Source organism: Streptomyces hygroscopicus subsp. hygroscopicus (assembly GCF_001553455.1).
In the GTDB taxonomy this organism is placed as follows: domain Bacteria; phylum Actinomycetota; class Actinomycetes; order Streptomycetales; family Streptomycetaceae; genus Streptomyces; species Streptomyces hygroscopicus.
On record NZ_BBOX01000187.1, the window covers coordinates 1 to 18,753 of the forward strand.

Here is an 18,753-nt window from a genome sequence, read left to right on the forward strand (position 1 = left end):
GTAGCGGGACGTCCCCGCATCGACCGAGATATCAGGTCGCTGATCGGCATAGGTCACCCGAAGGGAGACCGCTGAGAAATGATCCTTAGTGCCCTGAGCGTCCAGATATTTCTCGAGGTCACTTCGCAGTGACGCGGTGGCACTGCGAACGGATGGCTCCACCACTGCGTGCGCGACGGCCGGCCCACTTCCCGACACCATCATCCCCGAAACAATCGCCGCGGTGACCGTCGACAGGGTCACGAGGCGCTTCCCTTGCTGACCACCTCGCCGGCGAAGCCTGTACCTCATTGTCGCTATTCCTCCATCGAATCGAACAGAACTGGGAACGACGATCACGCTACGCAGTGGAGGCACGGCAGGTAATGGGGGTAACCCCCGCTTGGTAGTGGTGCTGACCCCGCCTGCACCACCTACGAGGCGACGGGGCCGGTGGCGCCTGCACTGCGCGGGAACAGTTGAAGCAGCAGACGGCGGTGCTCGGGCGCAACTCGTGGCGAACCGGGTTCTCCTGACCAGCGTGCGGGCACCGATGACGGTCGACGACTCCCTCGGCCATCCTCATGTTCCAGCTCGACGCCATCAGGCATATGAGGCACATTGCTTCGCTGCGAGTCGCCTCAGCCCGACTGGTTGCTCCGGCGGCGGCAGCAGGTCATGTGAGGGCGCCGACGCGGTGCGCGAACGCTCGTACGCCGGGAAGGGTGCGGTCGTGCCGCATCAGGTTGGCTGCCATGGTCCGGACCGAGCTGCGACGGACCTCCTGGAGCGCTGCTTGCTCGGCGGCGAGGAGGGCCCGGTAGCAGCGGTCAGGCCTGCCCCATTGGTCGAAGGCGCGGGCGACGTCGATCCAGTATCGGGCTTGGCGTTCGGTGGTGGGCAGGGCGGCGGGATCGATGCGGCGGGCGTGTTCGATGGCTTGGCCTGCGTCGCCGAGCAGGTGGCTGATCGAGACCTGGTGGAGGAGTACCTGGCTGGGGCCGAAGACGGTGCCGCGGAGCAGGGCGTCCTGTCCGAGTTGCCCGGCGGTGGCTTCTGCCTCGGCGATGAGGGCGTAGGCGGTGTGCCGGTCGCCTTGTTTTGCCGCGGTGTAGGCGGCGGTGGCGTACAGGTTGCCCTGGACGGAGAGCCGTTCGATTACGTCGGTGGTGCGGTCGGCGGTCAGCTGCTGGGCGGCGGTGACGGCGACATCGGTGGCGCGGGCGTAGTGTCCCTGGCGGCGCCAGGCGGAGGACACCATGCGGTGGGCTTCGGCCACGGTGAGGGCGTCCGCGCCGCCGAGTGCCGCGGTGAGGGCCCGGTCGGCGGTGACGGCGGCCAGGCCGTCTTCGCCGAGCTTGATGCACAGGCGGGTCGCGGTGGTGTAGAGCTCGGCGACCGCGGTTGCCGCCTGCTCCGGGCTCCCGTGGTCGCCGAGCGCCTGGGCGAGGGCGATCCGGGCCGGAAGTGCGCGAGCGAGGGTGTCGTATCGGCAGGCGCCGAAGTCCTGTCGGGAGGCGTTCACGGCTGCGGCGACGGTGGACGGGGTGGGGTCCGGGGCGAGGGCTTGGCCGTGCTGCCGGTGGAGCAGGAGGTCTTCCAGGCCGGACAGGTTCGGTTGTGCTGGAGCGTGGGCGGCGGCTGGAGGGCCGAGGACCGCGCTGGTGGTGGCTCCGGTCAGGGTTGCCAGGAGTTCTCGGCGTCGCACCGGGTCGTCTCCCTCTTCGCCGAACAGGGTATGCGTGCCCACCCTAGTGGCGTCGGGTCGGTCTGAGGCAGTTCGCCGGCGTTGCGGCGCGAGGCCGAGCAGGTGCGGGGGGATGTCGAGGCAGGCAGCGAGGCTCTGGAGCAGCAGCACGTCGCGCATGGGCTGCTTGCCGCGTTCCATCCGGGACAGGGAGGCGGCGGTGTAACCGACTTGCTTGCCGAGGTCGGCGAGGGTTATGTCGGCCGCGCGGCGGGCTAACCGGACGATCGCGCCGGCGTCGCGGCGGGCAAGGGCGGCGCGCATGGCCGTTGAGCGCCAGATCGGATGGATGCTGTCCATGACCCACCTCCTGCCGGGGGCTCATTGTCTCGCCAAACCGCTCTTTATCACGAACAGTTGCAATTCGTTTACGCCAGGTGCAAATCGTGTGCACGCCGCGGGGCTGCACCTCCCCTTACCGGGCGGGCTGCGGTGTCCTCGTGAACACGGGCGGCACGTACCAGAGCGGGCCGCAGCCGATCCCTCAAGGGGGGAGCGAGATGCAGGAGAATCCGGCTGCCCAGGGCGTATGGGCGTCGGTCACCCACGCGACGCCGCTGAAGCGGGACGCTACGTACGACCATCGCGCCCAGCAGGCCGCTCTGGGCATCGAGGTCCATCACACCGACGGTCGGACCGCTCAGTCGGTGCTGGTCCTGACCCCCAACCAGGTGGAGTTGTACGCCGTCCAGTTCGAGCAGCTCATCGCCGAGCGCGAACAGGCCCGCCGGTCGGGCCAGTGACACCGCACACCGCACCACGACATGGAGGCACTGTGCACGACACCCAGTTGAAGGAGCTCGTCGGCCGGACCGTGCTGGTCACTGGCGGGGCCGGGCTGATCGGTAGCCGGATCGCCGCCTGCCTGCGCCGGGCGGGGGCCCGGCCGATCTCCCTGTGCATGCTGGACGCCTACCCCCGGCACACTTACCGCGACCTGTTCGGTGTCGACCCCGCCGACCCGGACGTCATCGTCGGCGACGTCCGGAACCCGGGCCTGGCCAAGAGGGCGGTGGCCGAGTCCGACTACGTGATCCACGCCGCCGCCCTCGCCGACGTCGCCGCCTGCACCCGCAAACCATTGGCGGCGATCCACACCAACATCACCGGCACCCAGGTCCTGCTCGATGCGGTGGCTGCCTGCGAGCGGATCCGCCGACTGGTCTTCGCCTCCTCGGCCAGCGTCTACGGCAACGGTAACCCGGAGGACCGGGCACGCCCGTGCGAGGAGTACCGGACCGTGCGGAAGCTGCTGGAAGCCGTCTACGGCCGCGTGCCTGAGCAGTTCCACGAGCACACGCGACTGCGGCCGATGTCGGTCTACGCGAACACCAAGGCGTGGGGCGAGACGCAGACCGTTCTCACGCTGGGCGCCGTGGGCACCTCGTACACGGTTGTACGGTACTTCTCCGTTTATGGAGAGCCGCAGGTCATCAAGGCGAACAGCCATTCGTGGGTGGTCGCCTGGTTTGCTACCCGCGCTGCCCTGGGACTGCCTCTTCACCTCAACGGCGGCGGCCACCAGATCCGGGATCTGGTCCACGTCGACGACATCGCCACCGCCACCGTGCGGGCCCTGGTCGCCCCGCGCGCCCACAACGAGACGATCAACATCGGTACCGGTGCTCCCACAAGCATCCGCAAGGTGGCCGAGCTGGTCGCCGAACGGTACCCGGAAACCCGGTTCGTGGAGACGCCGATGCCGCCCGGTGACCCGCTCGGCGGCTACGCGGCCACCCACCGTATGGAAGCGGTCCTCGGCTGGCGACCGACGATCACCGTCGAGGAGGGGGTGGCCCGCTATGCGGACTGGCTGGCCAAGACCCCCGAGGCGATCCCCGCGTGGCTGCGGGCCCAGTCCGAGGCCGCGACTGCCTGATCAGATGACCGGTGGCCGGCCCAGTCGGGTCATCCGCCACACTGTGGCCCACCGCATCGGCTGACGGGGCGGGCACGGGGTGCGCAGGCCCTCGGCGAACCCGCCGAACCAGGCCCGAAGCCCCGCCGCCGATCGGGTGCGGGCCACGGTCATAGCGGTCCAGATGCCCAGGTAGACGGGGACGAGGAGGGCGGGAAGGTGTCGCTTGGCGAGCCAGACCCGGTTGCGGGCGACCATCCGGTAGAAGATCGCGTGCCGGGTCGGTGACGTCCACGGATGCTGGAGCACCAGCTCCGGCTCGTAGAGCACCTTCCAGCCCGCGTCCAGCGCCCGCCAGGCCAGGTCGGTCTCCTCGTGCGCGTAGAAGAACGGCTCGGGCCAGCCACCGACCTGGTCCAGCATCCGCATGGACAGCCCGTGCCCGCCGCCGAGGAACGTCGTCACCAGCCCGCCCCGCATCGGATCGGCCGCGCGCAGGCGCGGAACGTGACGGCGCTGGGTGCGGCCCCGTTCGTCGGCGATGCGGAAACTGACGACACCCAGCCGCTCGTCCGCCGCGTACAGCTCCGCAAGCCGGGTGAAGACGTCCGGGCTGATCAGCAGACCGTCATCGTCCAGGTCCACCACCACATCGACATCCCCGAACTCCCGCAGCCGGGCCAGGGCGGCGTTCCGGCCGCCCGAGATCCCCAGGTTCTCCGGCAGTTCGACACCGGTCACCCAGTCCGGCAGTGCCGGCAGCGGCGAGCCGTTGCCAACCACCACAACCCGCGCCGCAGGCGTGTCCTGTCCAGCGACCGATGCAAGGAGGTCGGTCAGTTCGGCGGGCCGCGTGCCCATGGTCAAGATGGCGACGCCTACGCGCGGGTGACGCACGGATGAACTCTCCGTTCCACGGTTCCGGTCCCGGTGATGTTAGCTGTCCCGGGGCCTGCCACCGACCACACATGGGAAAGGCACCGATGCCCATTATCCGCCTCGGCGACTACCTCACCGTCCCCACCAGTGGAATGCTGGACGCCACCCCGTACAACCAGATGGAGAAGACCGAGCTCGCCGACTTCCTCTCCCTCTGGGAGGACTGGCACCGCCGGGCCCTCGCCCGGCTCCCGCACCGTATCCACCCCACCGCGCAGATCCACCCGACCGCGATCATCGGCGACGACGTGATCATCGGCCCGCGCGTACGCGTGTGGGAGTTCTCCACCGTCCGCGCCGGCTCTGTGCTGTGCTCCGACGTCTCGATCGGCTTCAACTGTGAGGTCACCCGCTCGTTCCTCGGAGAACGGGCCATCCTTGGCCACCGCATCGGGATCAACCGCACCCTTGTCGGCGCCGAGGCCCACCTGTCCGCCAACCTGACCGTCGCGGCCATCAGCATGTGGAGTCCCCACATGAGCAACCCCGAACGGGAGATCATCCTGCGTACCCCCGACGGCCTCTACCGTTGCGGCACACCGCAATTCGGCGCTCTGATCGGTGACCGGGTCCAGACCGGCAACAACATTAGCCTCGGCCCCGGCCTCGCACTCGGCCGCGACTGCCGGGTCGCCAGCGGTGTCACCCTTGCCGCACGCACCCTTCCAGACCACAGCGTCATCACCGCACCGCACACTTCTGACGCCCAAGTCCGCCGGCGACCCGCACGCCGCGAGAGGACCCCGGCGCCCGACTCGGACGCGTGCTGACGTGCGGCCTACCACCACAGGCGAGAAGATGGGTCCGGCACCCCCGGACCCATACGCACCGCGCGGCCCGGCCCCGAAGACGGGGCCGGGCCGCGCGGTGCGTATGGGTCCGTCGTCAGCGCTTGCGCGCGGGGCGCGGGCGTTTGCCCGGGCCCACCGTCACCACCTCGAAGTTGGACTTGGTGCGGTCCAGCCGGTGGAAGAGGTTGTCCGGGCCGGTGATGTACATCTTCGACACCCCGGCGCCCTTGAGCGTGTCCACCACCTTGGGCCAGTGGATCGGCAGGTCGAAGGTGTCCAGCAGCATCGTGCGCAGCTCGTCGGCCGAGGTCACGATGGTGCCGTCCTGGTCGGTGACCACGGGCAGCTTCGGGTCGCGGATCTCGTACTTCGGCAGGATCTCCTCGGCGGCCCGGCGCCGCAGCTCCGCGAAGGCGGGCGCGTGCACCGCCGGGACCATGGTGTACATGGAGTAGCCGCCGGCCTGGCTGATCGCCTTCTTGAACCACTCCAGCTCCGTCTCGCGCAGCGAGACCATGAAGAAGCCGTCGTCGAGGTAGCCGGAGTAGTCGTACCACTCACCGCGCTCGCCGAGCTCGGTGAGGATCTCCGTCAGCTTCTCCTGCGGGGTGCGGACGAAGGTGTGGGTGACCGCGTCCTGGTACTCCTCGGTGAAGTACGCGTGCTCACAGCGGGCCAGCTCCGCGGTGAGCCGCACCACCTCGGGGAACGGCAGCGAACGGACGTAGGCCGCCGCCGCCTTCTGTCCGAAGCTGGGCCCCACGCACAGGTCCGGGACCAGACCGTGCTCCTGCTCGGCCCGGTCCGCCGAGGCCATCGAGTTCACCAGGAAGGCGACCTGGGTGGCCTCGGAGTAGTCGTCCTCGCTGGTGCGGAGCCGGTCGAAGACCGAGTAGCCCAGCGCATCGTCGGCCTCGGCGAGCCGCTTCCGGGCGAACGGGTCGAGCGTGAGGAACCTGCCCACCTCGGAGAAGCCGGAGGGTCCCATGCCCGGGAAAACGATGGCTGTCTTCGTCTGCTCGGATGCCGTCATGGTGTGGTGCCTTACTCTCAGGTCCTGCCGTGGCTCAGTCCTGCGCCCGGCGGTTGAAGCCCCGGATGCCGATGAACCCGAAGATCACGATGGCCGCTCCGATGGCGGAGAAGCAGATCCACAGCGGGATCGACTCCGGCGTCTTGGGCCCGGGGGTCAGCAGCAGTCCGCGCATCGCCTCGGTGATGTAGGTCAGCGGGTTGAAGGTGCACAGCACCTGGAACCAGCGGACGGTCTCCAGGCTCCGCCACGGGAACTGCGTGGCCCCGGTGAACATGATCGGAGTGAGCGTCATGGCGAAGACGATGGAGATGTGCCGCGCGGGCGCCAGGGTGCCCAGGGTGAGGCCGACGCAGCCGCCGACGAGTCCGCCGAGGCTGAGGATGCCCAGCGTCACCGGCATCTTGTCCAGCGGCCAGGAGACGTCGTCCAGCAGCGCCAGACCGATCGGGATCATGACCAGGGAGCCGATCAGACCGCGCATCGCGCCGAAGACCGCCTTCTCCACCGCCACCAGGCCGACCGGGATGGGCGAGAGCAATCGGTCCTCGATCTCCTTGGTCCAGGAGAAGTCGATGGCCAGCGGCAGCGCGGTGTTCTGCAGGGCGACCAGGAAGCTGTTGAGCGCCACCACACCGGGCAGCAGCACCTGCTGGAACCCGGGCTGGGTGAAGCCGATCTCACCGAGCACCTTGCCGAAGACGAACAGCATGAAGAACGGCTCCACGATGACCTGCCCCAGGAAGGGACCCATCTCGCGGCCGGTGACGAAGATGTCGCGCCACAGGATGAAGAAGAACGTCCGCCACCGGTTGGCGCGGCGGCGGTGGCGTCCGCCGCGGCGCTTCTCGTCGGGCAGCTCCAGCTCGAGTTCGGGCTCCGGCTGGGGCTCCATGAGCGGCGAACGGGCGTCGGCCGCTGCGATGATGGCGTTCAGCGCGGCCTTGGCGTCCTGTGCGGCCTGAGACGCCGACGGGGCCGGCATGGGCTTGATGACCAGGGTCAGGGTGTCCCCGATGCTGCCGTCGGGGGAGCGGGTGCTCCGGGCCCCGTGCGGCCCGGCACCGTGCGGTCCGGCCCCGTGCGGTCCGGGCTCGTGCGGCCTGGCCTCGTGCGGACGCGGCTGGTGCGGTGCGGTCTCGTGCTTGACCGGCGGGTTCGGGGTGGCCTTCTGGAGCTCGGGGGCGGGACGCGGCGCGGACGACTTGGACCGCACGAGCACGGTCCGGGTGTCCTCGAAGCCGTCGTCCTCGGCGGCCTTGATCTCGGCCGTCCGCGGGTCCCCGGTCCGCGGGTCCCCGGCCTTCGGGTCCCCGGTCCGCGGGTCTCCGGTCTTCGGGTCCCCGGCCCTCGGATCGGTCGCCCCGGCGTTCTCGGCCGGCCTGGCGCCGGCGGTCCGGGGGTCGACGGGGCGGCCCGCGGCGGACTCCTGGCCGCGGCCCTGGGACCCGGACGCCGGTGCGCCGGCCGCGGGCTTCTCCTCCGGGGTCTTGCCGCCGGTGGTCCCGTCCGCCGAGGACGTGGGTCGTGCGGAGGAGCTCATCGCATCTCCTTCCCCGTCAGGTCGACGAACACGTCTTCCAGGCTGGCCTTGCTCACATTCAGGTCCTTGATCTCACAGCCGGTGTCGCTCAGGGCCTTGATGACGGTGGGCAGGAGCACCGAGGACGGCGCGTTGCTGTAGACCTTCATCCGGAAGGTGCCGTCGTTGTAGCCTCCGCCGCCCTGCGCCGGGTCGCCGGGGACGTCGTTCTCCTCGGCCTGGAGCACCTCGACCCGCTCGGCGACCCCGAGGCCCTGCACCATCTGGACCACGCCGTTCATCCCGCTGTACGGCGGCCGGACCGTGACGGTCAGCGCGGTGTTGCTCATCCTGCTCGTCAGCGCTTCCGGAGTGTCCAGCGCGAGCAGCTTGCCGTGGTCGACGATGCCGATCCGGTCACACAGCTTGGACGCCTCCTCCATGTCGTGGGTGGTGATCACCACCGTCACGCCACGGGTCTTCAGCTCGGCCACCCGGTCGCGCACGAAGATCTGCGACTGCGGGTCGAGGCCGGTGGCCGGCTCGTCCAGGAACAGCACCCGGGGGCGGTGCATCAGCGCACGCGCGATCATCACTCGCTGCGCCTGGCCGCCGGAGACCTGGTCCGCGCGGGCCTTGGCGTGGTCGGAGAGGCCGACCCACTCCAGGCTCTCGTCGGCCAGCCGGTTCCGCTCCGAGCGGGACAGACCGTGGTAACCGGCGTGGAAGGTGAGGTTCTGGCGTATGGTCAGCGACCGGTCCAGGTTGTTGCGCTGCGGCACGACGGCGAAGGACTGCCGGGCGACCGCCGGCCGGGCCACCACGTCGACGCCCTGCACGAAGGCGCGTCCGCCGCTGGGGGCGACCCGGGTGGTCAGAATGCCGATGGTGGTGGTCTTGCCCGCTCCGTTCGGCCCGAGGAAGCCGAAGACCTCGCCGTGCTTCACGGTGAAGCTGAGATGGTCTACAGCCGGAACGGGCCGGCCGGGGTACTTCTTGATCAAGCCGTCGACAACGACGGCGAAATCAATAGGACGTGTTGTGTTCATCGCTGTCGTCGCACCGATTTAATTGGCTTGAGGAGAAGATTACTTTCCCCATGTTTAACACGACAGCTTGACTCCCGGACCGCAACTGCCGCCAGATTAGGGGGTCGTGACACGGGTGAGGGGGCTTTAGGGGGCGCCTGCTGTGGCCCGTGCCACGTCGGGGATGGCGCGGTACCCGCATATAACGCGTACCGCGAATAGCGGTTACTAGGGGTTGTGGCCCCGGAGAAGGGCTCATAGCCTCACGGAGTCAGCATCTCGGACGAGCGTGGTCGACGCGCCCCACCGTGCACTCGTGCCCGGCCCCTCAGTGCAATCGCGGGGATGTACTCCTTGAGCCAGATCAAGCCCGATGATGTGGGCCTTATTCGGATATTGCAAACGGAAACCCCAAGCAGTTTCCGGCTGATCTGTTTCCCGGAATCCGCCCACTCCACCGCGTACTACCTCTCCCTGTCCGAGCTTCTGCTGCCCACGGTGGAGGTGCTGGCGATCCAGTACCCCCTGCACATCGGCGCCGAGGACGGCGACGACGAGCGGTTGACCGACTCCCCGGAGCTGGCGGACCGGATCTTCGGCGCGCTGGGGGAGTGGATGGACCGCCCGCTCGCCTTCTTCGGCCACCGGGCCGGAGCCGACCTCGCCTACCGCGTCGCCGAGCGCCTGGAACGGGAGACCGGGACGGTGCTGCTCACCCTGTTCGTATCCGGCCGGACCGCGCACTGGGGCATGTCCCTGGGGCCCCCGGTGCTCGGCTGCCGGATCGTCGCCCTCGCCGGTGAGGGCGACCCCAGGACCCCGCTGCGCGGCGTACGGGCCTGGCGGCGGCGTACCAGCGGGCGATTCGACCTCGAGGTGTTCCCCGGTTCCCGCGGCTACCTCGACTCGAGCCGGAGAGAGGTCGTCAACCTGGTGCACGACCAGCTGCTCTCACACGTCTCCGCCGACGCCGAGTGGGAGACCGGCGCCGAAGACAAGGGAGCCTAGGGGGCCGGCCCAGGGCCGCCCGTACTCCTCAGCGAAAAGGAAAGAGTACGTTCGATGACCGCGAAGATCTACGGGCCCGACTCGGTACAGACCCTGGCCGACTTCGAGCTGGACGCGCTGCGCGTCGCCGATGTGATCCGCGAGCACGGGGTGGCCCACGGCGACCGCGTCGTCTTCAAGGCGGGCAACTCCGCCGCCTACGTCAGCGTGCTGTTCGCGCTCATGCACGTGGGAGCCTCCATCGTCCTGGTCGACCAGCAGGAGCACCCGGAGGAGACCCGGCGGATCGCCCGGCGCACCGGTGCCGCGATCGCCTTCGTCGACGACGACGCCCCGATCCACTCCGACATCCGCACGGTCGACCTCTACGAGCTGATCGCCCCGGCCGCCGGGCGCCCGCTGACCACCCGCGAACTGTCCTTCGACGCCTGGGCCGACCGCCCCGACGGCCTGATCATGTGGACCTCCGGCTCCACCGGTGAGCCCAAGGGCGCCGTCAAGTCCGGCCGCAAGTTCCTCACCAATCTGGAACGCAATGCCGCCCAGGTGGGGCACCGGCCGGACGACGTGCTGCTGCCGCTGCTGCCCTTCGCCCACCAGTACGGGCTGTCCATGGTGCTCATCGCCTGGCTCACCCGCTGTTCCCTGGTGATCGCCCCGTACAAGCGCCTGGACCGGGCCGTGCAGATGGCCGGACGGACCGGCGCCACGGTGATCGACGCCACCCCGTCGAGCTACCGCACCATGCTCAACCTGGTCGGCCGCAAGCCGTCGCTGCGGGCGCGGCTGGCGGGGGTCCGGATGTTCTGCTCGGGCGCGGCACCGCTGGACGGCGCCCTCTCCGAGGCTTACGTGGCCGAGTTCGGGCTGCCGCTGCTGGACAGCTACGGCAGCACCGAACTGGGCAACATCGCCTTCGCCACCCTGGAGAACCCGGTCTCCTGCGGCCGGGTCATGGAGGGCATCAAGCTGCGCATCGTCGACGAGGACGGCCACCCGGTCGCCGCCGGCCAGGCCGGTGAGATCGAGGTGGACACCCCGGACGCGCTGGAGGGCCATCTCGCCGAGGACGGCACCATCGACGCCATACCCACCGGCTGGCAGCCCACCGGCGACCTCGGCTACCTCGACGGACAGGACAACCTGTTCGTCCTGGGACGGAAGTTCGCGGTGCACCGCTCCGGCTACACGCTTTACCCGGAGCTGATCGAGCGGAAGGCCGCCCTCGCCGGGATCTCCACGCGGATCGTGCCGCTGCCCGACGAGCGCCGGGCCGGCGACACCCAGCTGGTCTTCTTCGTGGAGGACGAGCGGCTGCGGGACGCCAGGCACTGGCGGGAGCGGTTGTGCCAGGTGCTCCCGGTCTACGAACAGCCCAACCGGGTCGAGGTGCTGGAGAACTTCCCGCTCAACCGCAACGGCAAGCCGGACAAGCGCCGGCTCGAGCAGATCGCCCGGGGCTGAGGCGTGGCAGGGGGAGCCGGTGGCACGCGGCGGCGGCTCCCCCCGCCGGCGGCCGGGACGGTCAGTCGGACGGTCAGTCGTACGGGAGCTCCAGCGGTGCGAAGGTGTCGAAGAGGTCACCGGGGCCCGGATTGTCCGGATGTGTGGTGCCGCCGAGATGGCGCAGCACCCCCCACACCGCGTTCAGCGCCGTGGTCACCGCCCCCTCGGCGAACCCCGCCGTCCAGGAGACGTCGTCCCCGCACAGGAAGAAGCCGCGCTGCTCCGGGTCGGCCCCGCCCTGCATGAACTGGGTGAACAGCCGCCGCTGGTAGCGGTACTGACCGGGCAGGTTGTTCTTGAAGGCCCCCATGAAACGGGGCTCGGTCTCCCAGGTGACGGTCAGCGGCCCGGCGATGATGTGCGACCGGATGTCCACGTCCGGGTAGATCGCGCCCAGCTTGGTCAGCAGCGTCTCCAGCCGCTCCTCGGCCGAGAGCGTGGCGACCTTCAGCGAGTCGTCGTTCCAGGTGTACGACAGGCACATCACCCCGGGCCGGTCGGGACCGTTGTCGAACAGGTAAGTGCCGCGCGGCATCCGGTCGGTGAGCGTCATGCTCATCACGTCGTGGCCGGTCGCCGGATCGGCGTCCCGCCAGAACGGCCGGTCGACCAGGACGAACAGCTTGGACGCGCCCATGTAGTGGGTGCGCTCCACCGCCGTCCACAGCGGGGTGGACAGCAGCGCCGGATCGCAGTCGATCCGGTTCAGCAGCGTCCACACATGCGGGCTGAAGACGACCGCGGGGAACGCGCGCTCCTCGCCGCTCTCGTCGGTCACCCGTATGCCGTCGGCGGTCCGCCGCAGCCGGGTGACCGCGGGTCTGGGCCGGCCGCCGTGCAGCGAGGCCAGCGAGGTGCCCGCCGGCCAGTGCGCGAGCGTCTCCGGCCGGTGCTCCCACAGCCCGTTCGGCACCTGCGAGGAGCCGCCGACGATGCTCATGTGGTTGTCGTCGGCCTCGGTGACCACGACGCGCAGGATCTCCAGCATCGAGTTGGGGAAGTCGGTGTCCCAGCCGCCGGTGCCGAAGCCGACCTGGCCGAAGATCTCCCGGTGGCGGAACGACTGGAAGGTGGAGGAGGTGGCCAGGAAGCCGTAGAAGGACTGGTCGTCGAACTCCTTGACCAGCGCGTTCCACACGGTCTTGAGCGTGCTGACGTCCCGCCGCTGGATGGCGTCCCGCAGGGTGGCCAGGTCGGCGCGCTCCTGGAGCGCCTTCTCCCACGCGGCGGCGACCTCCAGGTAGACCTCGGGAAGATCGCCGGCGCTGCGCGCCCGGTCCTGGCCGCCGTTCAGGTCGATCAGCGTGCTCGCGGTGGCCGGTGCCAGCGGATTGGGAAAGGGGCGGGTGGGCAGGCCCAGCAGGTCGATGTAGTGGAACAGCGACCGCGCGGAGAGGGGAAAGCGCATGGCGCCCATCTCCGCCTTGTATTCCGGATTCCCGGGGAACGGTATGGAGCGCATCCGGCCGCCCAGTTGCTCCGCTTCGTAGAGAACTGGGTGAATCCCTAGTTTCAGGAGTTCATATGCGGCGGTCAGGCCGGACATTCCGCCGCCTATGACCGCGACTTCCGTCCCGTGCACCGCGCGGGGCACGGTGCCGAGACCAGCGGGATGGCGCAGCCATCTGTCGTAGGAAAAGGGGAAGTCCGGCACGAGCATCGTCGTGGCGGACGCGGTCGCACACGTCATGGCATCAACCTCATGGGGCCGAGCGGCATCGCGGGGATATCAGGCGGTGTAAGCGACATCGAAATCCAGGCTCGCGGGCAGTTCTCGGCGCTGGCTGATGTTGATCTTCCGGTAGACACGGGTCAAATGTTGCTCCACCGTCGAGATCGTGATGTAGAGCTTAGCGGCGATCTCTCGGTTGGTGTAGCCGGAAGCTGCTAGTGCTGCCACTCGGCTTTCCGCGTCGGAGAGTTCGGAGAACGCGGCGGTGTCCTCACCGGTACGGGCCGCCTCCGACAGGGCGGAGCGGGCCGGGGTGCGCTGGAGCGAACGGGACAACTCCTGCGCGCCGCAGCTGTCCGCGAGCCGCAGCGCCCGGCGGGTCATCAGCCGGCTGGTGTCCAGCTCGCCGAGCTGCTTGTGCGTCTCGGCCAGGTCCGCCAGCGCCCGCGCCATCTCGTACCAGCCGCCGCTCGCCTGGAGCACCCCCACCGCCTGCTGCAGCAGCGCGGTCCGCTCGTTCAGCGGCCGGGTGGCGGCCAGGATCCGCAGCGCGGCGCCACGGGTGCGGGAGGAGGACTCCCCGGCCAGCTCCAGCTGCTCCTCCGCCAGCCGCGCCGCCCGCTCCTGGCTGCCCAGGGCCAGCCAGGTCTCGGCGGCGCCGAGCCGCCAGGGCAGGGTGGCCGGCGAATCCAGGCCCCAGGCGGCCATCTTCTCGCCGCAGGCGCGGAAGTCGGTGAGGGCCGCGTGATGACGGCCGGTGGCCAGCTGGTGCCGGGCACGCGCGTAGAGGTAGTGCAGTCCGAAGCGGTTCCGGTACATCTCCTCCGGCACCGGGCGGGCCAGCAGTTCGGCCGCCGCGTCATGGTCGCCCATCGCGGTGTGCGCGTTGATCAGCATCCCGAGCGGCATGCCGACGGTGACCCCCCAGCCGCGCGCCGGAAGCTCCTCCAGCGCCCGCTCGGCGTACCGGACGGTGTCCCGCAGCCGTCCCACGCGCAGCGCGATCTGGGCCCGCAGCACGCAGAAGTAGGCCAGCAGTCCCCTGGCGCCGCGCTCGGCGGTCTCCTCGATCAGCCGGTCGCACCAGGTGGTGGCGGTGGCGTGGCGATCCGCGTAGACCAGCGTCTGCAGCGCGGCGTACACCGTCAGCATCGTACGGTCGGAGAGCCGGACGGTCTCCAGCACCCGCTCCGCGAACCGTACGGCGCGCTCGTCGACACCGCGGCTCAGTACGGTGCGCAGCGCCCGGAACGCGGTCAGCTGAGGGGATTCGGGGGTCTGGTCCGGCGCCTGCGGGACGCCCTCCCCCGGGCCGTCGGGCTCCTCCTGGTCCAGGAAGGGCCGCAGTTCGCGGTGGTCGGGGTAGGTGCAGGACAGCGCCAGCCGGACGGTCCGCAGCCCGGTCTCCAGCTCGGTGTCCGGGTGCTCGGCGGCGGCCCGGCTGACGTGTTCCAGCGCGGCGGCGGCCTCGCTCATCCGCCCCAGCCCCAGCAGCCCGATGGCCACCGGGATGGTCTGCGGCGCCGGCAGCAGCCCGCTGGCGGCCGGGCCGGCCAGCGACTGCAGCCGCCGCATCTGGGACAGCGGATTGAACGGCCACATGGCCTGCACCATCGTCGCCTGGAGCTGAAGCGTTTCGCGCTCGTCGGTGCTGCACCGGTCGGCCATCTGCAGGCAGTTCATGGCGAATTCCCTGCGGTCCGCGGCGATGGCGTGCCGGGCCGCGTCGCGCAGCGCCTGCGGTATCCACTCCTCGACCGGCTCGGACACCTCGTGGCTGAGCAGGTGGCGGGCCACGTCGAGGGGGTCGGCGCCCTCCTCGTACAGCAGCCGGGCGGCCCGGTGGTGCAGCGGGCCCAGCTCCTCCATCTCCAGATCGTCCAGGAGCACGGTGCGCACCGCGTCGCTGCGGAAGTGTCCGCCGTGCAGGATGCCCACCTCGGTGAGGGTCGCCACGGACTGCCGCACCAGCCGCTCCTCGACCCCGATCAGGCTGCTCAGCAGGGGGACGGAGGTGGCGTCGCCCAGCAGCGCGACCCCGTGGGCCACCCGGCGGTGGGCCGGGCCGCCGCGGTACACGCAGGACAGCGCCGCCTGCCGGAACAGCTCCCCGGCCACCGGGGCGCCCGCCTCGGGCCCGTGGTCGAGGGGGCCGCGGGTGAGCCGGGAGAACCGGTCGTCCAGGAGCCCGCGCAGCAGCAGCAGATTGCCGCCGGTCATCTCGTGGAACGCGGCGGCGTGGCGCTCGGCCTCCGCGGCGCCCAACTCCTCGGTGAGCAGCGTGGTGACGCCCGCGACGGTGAGCGGGGCCAGCCGGACGTGGCACACCTTCGGCTCGTGCAGCAGCTCGTCCAGCGCCGGGGCGGCGGGGCCGGTCAGCGATCCGCGGCTGACCACGACGGACAGCGCCTCGGAGCGGCAGCGGCGGATGCCGTACGCCAGGCAGCGCAGTGACGGCAGATCGGCGTACTGGGCGTCGTCGATGGCGATCAACAGGGGCGCGTCGCGGGTCAGTTCGTCGAGGCTGCGGTGGAAGTCCTGGAGCAGCGGCAGATCGGCCCGGTCCGGGTCGTGCGGGCTCCGGAGCGCCTCCAGCGCGGGCCGCGGCCGGTCGTGCCGCAGATGGGCCGGCATGCCCTGATAGAGCTGCTCGAGCACGGCGTACGGGAACTTCTGCTCCGCGGCGGAGGCGACCGCCGGCAGCACCCGGACGCCGCGCCCGTCCGCGGTGTCCGTCACGGTGTGCAGAAGTGCGGTCTTCCCCGACGTCACGGCGCCGCTGATGACGGCGAGCCGGCTTCCCTCGCGGGCGCCCTCGAAGAGTTGCCGATTGAGCCGGGCTATCTCCTGATCGCGCTCCACCAACACGTACGAAACACCTTCCCCGATTTCACGTGTGAGCAGGGGTCGTGAAAGCGAATCACCGTGCATGGCGCACCTGGTAATACATCGTCCCCCGAGATGAAAACACCTTGCCGCCTTGTGGCCTCGTTCCCTCCCGTTGCTCGACCTTGCGCGGCGGCACGGCTGCTCTGTGTCATGTTGCGTCTTCTGCCGCCCCTCCCGGCCGGGTTGGGGCGTACCAGCCCGGGGTCATGGGGGAGGGGCGGATGCGCACTCTAGCAGTGCTGTTGGTACGAAAAGATGACCGTCCCATCACAGGCGAAACTGTTCGATTACGGTTTTCGGGACCGTCAACGAGTTGTGAAGCTCCGTGCCGACTCTCAGATCAGGCGTCACCGCTGGTCGGAAGGGTTTCACCGGGTCAACGCCGCTGTCGGATGTGAAAGTTGCGCAAAAGTGCCGGAAGCCGCTGAACCCCGAGTTCACTCGATCGCGTCCCGTTGTGTGCGTTTCCAGTTCGATGGTCGGCAGGCATCGTGACCCCGCGTGTCCATTAGCATCGCCGCGGCCGGGCGAATCGGCCGCGGTGTGTCGTGGGCCACTACGGGAACGATTGCCGGGGACGCAACTAGTTGTCCGAGCAAACGGGAGGAAAGTGCGCGTGGCCAACCAGAAGTTGACATTTGTCGTCGGCACCGGTCGATGCGGTTCGACGGCTTTGTCTCACATCATCAATCTTCATCCGGATGTGCTCAGCATCAATGAATTGTTCGCCAGCGTTCCCGATGAGGAAGTGCTGGCCGACGCTCCGCTGAGCGGCCCCGAGTTCTGGGGATATCTGTCCCGGCCCAACCCGGTCACCAATAGCATGATCAAAAATGGCGCCACCCCGCCGGAGTTCCTCTACCACCGGGTGCCCCGCCGGCGGTACGACGCGGAGACCACCGGCATCCCGGCCATCAGCGTCATGGTGCTGCCCCACCTGACCGACGATCCCGACGCGCTCCTCGACGCGTTGGAGCCCGAGGTCACCTCCTGGCCCACCCGCCGTCCGGCGGACCACTGGAGGGCCCTGTTCGCCACCCTCGGCGCACGGTTCGGCAACCCCGGTGCCGTCGTCGAGCGGACCGGCCTGTCCCTCGGCCGCGTACCGGAGATGCACCGCGCCTTTCCCGACGCGCGCTTCGTGCACCTCTACCGCGAAGGCCCCGACTGCGCCGTCTCCATGAGCCGGCACTTCAGCTTCCGGATGATCCCGTTGCTGTGGGAGATGGCCGACCACTGCGGTCTGGAGTCCCCGCGGCTGCTGACCCCGCAGCACGCGGCCCAGCTCCCGCCCGACCTCGCTCCGCTGCTGAGCGACCGGTACGACCCGGCCCTGGTGATGGAGCGGCCCATTCCGATCAGCCAGTTCGGCACCCTGTGGTCCGAGACGATCGTCGACGGCCTGCGCAAGCTGGAGGCGGTCCCGGCGCGGCAGCGCACCGCGCTGGCATACGAGACCCTCCTGGAGGAGCCGGAGAAGGAGCTGATCCGGCTCGCCGAGTTCATCGGGGTGGAACCGCACCGCACGTGGCTGGAGGCGTCCGTCGCCCACCTCGACGGCGGCCGGCCGGGCGCGGCGCGGAAGCTGCCCGAGGCCGAGCTGACCCCACTGCTGGAGTCCTGTAGCCCCGGAATGCGGGCGCTGGCCGTCCATTAGCAGGGCGCGCGTCGTCACCCGGCGACGGCCGCCCGTCGGAGGCCGGTCGCCGGGCGGCGCCCCGCTTCCTCGAGGAAGACCCCCGTTCCATAACCAATGCCTATCATCGTGGTGTGCAGTTGCAGCAGCTGCGGTACTTCGCCACCGTCGCAGAGACCCGGCACTTCACCCGCGCCGCGGAGATTCTGCATGTCGCCCAGCCCTCGCTGTCCCAGCAGATCCGGGCCCTCGAGCGGGAGCTGGGAGCCGATCTCTTCCACCGGGCGCGCGGCAATATCGCCCTCACCGACGCGGGAGAGGCACTGCTGCCACTGGCCCGCCAGATCCTCGCCGACACCGAGACCGCGCACCGCGAGGTCCAGGAGGTCGCCCAGCTGCGGCGCGGCCGGGTGCGGCTGGGAGCCACACCGAGCCTGTGCGCCAGCTTCGTCCCCGACGTACTGCGCCGCTTCCACGACGAGTTTCCCGGCATCGAGCTGATCGTGGACGAGGGCGGTTCCCAGGATCTGGTCCGCACGCTCTCCGCGGGAGAGCTGGACCTCGCGCTGATCATCACCCCGCTGCCCGGACAGGCTTCCGCCCTCGCCGCCACCGAGCTGCTGCGGGAGGAGCTGGTGGTGGCCTCCTCGCCCGCCTCCCCACCGCCCACCCGACGACGGCGGATCCGGGTCGAAGATCTGCGGGACCGCCCGATGGTGATGTTCCGGCGCGGCTACGACCTGCGCGAATTCACCACCGCGGCCTGCCGGGCGGCCGGATTCGAACCGTCCTTCACGGTCGAGGGCGGCGAGATGGACGCGGTGCTGGGCTTCGTACGGGCCGGGCTCGGCATCGCCGTACTGCCGGGGATGGTGGCGGCCCGGTCCGGGCTGCGGATCACGCCGTTCGAGGGCCACGACATGCAGCGCACCATCGCCGTCGCCCACCGCAAGGACGTCGCCCCGCCCCGGGCCGCGCGTGAGCTGCGCCGGGTGCTGCTGGAGCATCTGCGGACGGCGGCCGCCGGGGAGTTCGGCCTGCCACCGGCCACGACGCGGCTGCTGCCGTAGGGGGGGTGCGCCGGGGTCGGGGTGCGGCGGGGGCGGTGGTGCGCGTGCGGAGGTGGTGGTGCCCGTGCGGGGCGG

14 protein-coding genes and 1 pseudogene are annotated in these 18,753 nt (G+C 70.1%); 7 read left to right on the top strand and 8 right to left on the bottom strand.

From position 1 onward, the window contains the following. Positions 1 to 243 (bottom strand): annotated as a pseudogene (locus AXW62_RS45135) (serine hydrolase domain-containing protein); the annotation flags it as partial. 412 nt (positions 244 to 655) lie between these two features. Next, positions 656 to 2,026 (bottom strand): helix-turn-helix domain-containing protein, encoded by a 1,371-nt coding sequence (locus AXW62_RS20040; protein WP_060945743.1) that lies wholly within the window; start codon positions 2,024 to 2,026, stop codon positions 656 to 658. A gap of 200 nt (positions 2,027 to 2,226) precedes the next feature. On the opposite strand from AXW62_RS20040, the gene AXW62_RS20045 reads away from it, so the two are divergent. Together AXW62_RS20045 and AXW62_RS20050 are read left to right on the top strand one after the other, a co-directional pair. After that, entirely contained in the window at positions 2,227 to 2,469 is a 243-nt protein-coding gene (locus tag AXW62_RS20045; protein WP_060945752.1) for a hypothetical protein, read from the top strand. 32 nt (positions 2,470 to 2,501) lie between these two features. Then, complete coding sequence (locus AXW62_RS20050; protein WP_060945744.1) at positions 2,502 to 3,605, top strand: NAD-dependent epimerase/dehydratase family protein; 1,104 nt, start codon at positions 2,502 to 2,504, stop codon at positions 3,603 to 3,605. Here AXW62_RS20050 and AXW62_RS20055 read toward each other — a convergent pair whose 3' ends face one another. Next, complete coding sequence (locus AXW62_RS20055; protein WP_060945745.1) at positions 3,606 to 4,481, bottom strand: glycosyltransferase family 2 protein; 876 nt, start codon at positions 4,479 to 4,481, stop codon at positions 3,606 to 3,608. A gap of 86 nt (positions 4,482 to 4,567) precedes the next feature. Here AXW62_RS20055 and AXW62_RS20060 point away from each other — a divergent pair, with 86 nt between their 5' ends. After that, positions 4,568 to 5,293 (top strand): LbetaH domain-containing protein, encoded by a 726-nt coding sequence (locus AXW62_RS20060; RefSeq protein ID WP_060945746.1) that lies wholly within the window; start codon positions 4,568 to 4,570, stop codon positions 5,291 to 5,293. A 115-nt stretch (positions 5,294 to 5,408) separates the two neighbouring features. Here AXW62_RS20060 and AXW62_RS20065 read toward each other — a convergent pair whose 3' ends face one another. Genes AXW62_RS20065 through AXW62_RS20075 form a run of 3 tightly spaced genes read right to left on the bottom strand, consistent with a single transcriptional unit; the run spans position 5,409 to position 8,918 of the window. Then, the gene (locus AXW62_RS20065; protein WP_060945747.1) at positions 5,409 to 6,347 is read right to left on the bottom strand and encodes an ACP S-malonyltransferase; all 939 of its coding nucleotides are present in this window, start codon (positions 6,345 to 6,347) and stop codon (positions 5,409 to 5,411) included. A gap of 34 nt (positions 6,348 to 6,381) precedes the next feature. After that, positions 6,382 to 7,890: an ABC transporter permease gene (locus AXW62_RS45915; RefSeq protein WP_244503283.1), complete on the bottom strand. Its 1,509-nt coding sequence runs from the start codon at positions 7,888 to 7,890 to the stop codon at positions 6,382 to 6,384. Then, a complete protein-coding gene (locus AXW62_RS20075; protein WP_079106047.1) occupies positions 7,887 to 8,918 on the bottom strand; it encodes an ABC transporter ATP-binding protein in 1,032 nt (343 codons plus the stop codon). Before AXW62_RS20075 ends, AXW62_RS45915 begins: the two co-directional genes overlap by 4 nt. Before the next feature lie 324 nt (positions 8,919 to 9,242). Here AXW62_RS20075 and AXW62_RS20080 point away from each other — a divergent pair, with 324 nt between their 5' ends. Together AXW62_RS20080 and AXW62_RS20085 are read left to right on the top strand one after the other, a co-directional pair. After that, positions 9,243 to 9,905 (top strand): thioesterase II family protein, encoded by a 663-nt coding sequence (locus AXW62_RS20080; RefSeq protein WP_030843507.1) that lies wholly within the window; start codon positions 9,243 to 9,245, stop codon positions 9,903 to 9,905. Positions 9,906 to 9,959: 54 nt separating this feature from the next. Further along, the gene (locus tag AXW62_RS20085; RefSeq protein WP_060945748.1) at positions 9,960 to 11,369 is read left to right on the top strand and encodes a class I adenylate-forming enzyme family protein; all 1,410 of its coding nucleotides are present in this window, start codon (positions 9,960 to 9,962) and stop codon (positions 11,367 to 11,369) included. Positions 11,370 to 11,442: 73 nt separating this feature from the next. Here AXW62_RS20085 and AXW62_RS20090 read toward each other — a convergent pair whose 3' ends face one another. After that, positions 11,443 to 13,101, bottom strand: a complete 1,659-nt coding sequence (locus AXW62_RS20090) for a flavin monoamine oxidase family protein (protein ID WP_060945749.1) — start codon at positions 13,099 to 13,101, stop codon at positions 11,443 to 11,445. A 39-nt stretch (positions 13,102 to 13,140) separates the two neighbouring features. Next, on the bottom strand, positions 13,141 to 15,951 hold the full coding sequence (locus AXW62_RS46695; RefSeq protein WP_060945750.1) for a helix-turn-helix transcriptional regulator: 2,811 nt from the start codon (positions 15,949 to 15,951) through the stop codon (positions 13,141 to 13,143). A 637-nt stretch (positions 15,952 to 16,588) separates the two neighbouring features. Between AXW62_RS46695 and AXW62_RS20100 the strand changes: the two genes are divergently transcribed. Beyond that, positions 16,589 to 17,629, top strand: a complete 1,041-nt coding sequence (locus tag AXW62_RS20100; RefSeq protein WP_060945751.1) for a sulfotransferase — start codon at positions 16,589 to 16,591, stop codon at positions 17,627 to 17,629. A 113-nt stretch (positions 17,630 to 17,742) separates the two neighbouring features. Continuing rightward, the gene (locus AXW62_RS20105) at positions 17,743 to 18,678 is read left to right on the top strand and encodes a LysR family transcriptional regulator (RefSeq protein ID WP_030843494.1); all 936 of its coding nucleotides are present in this window, start codon (positions 17,743 to 17,745) and stop codon (positions 18,676 to 18,678) included. Positions 18,679 to 18,753: the final 75 nt, after the last annotated feature.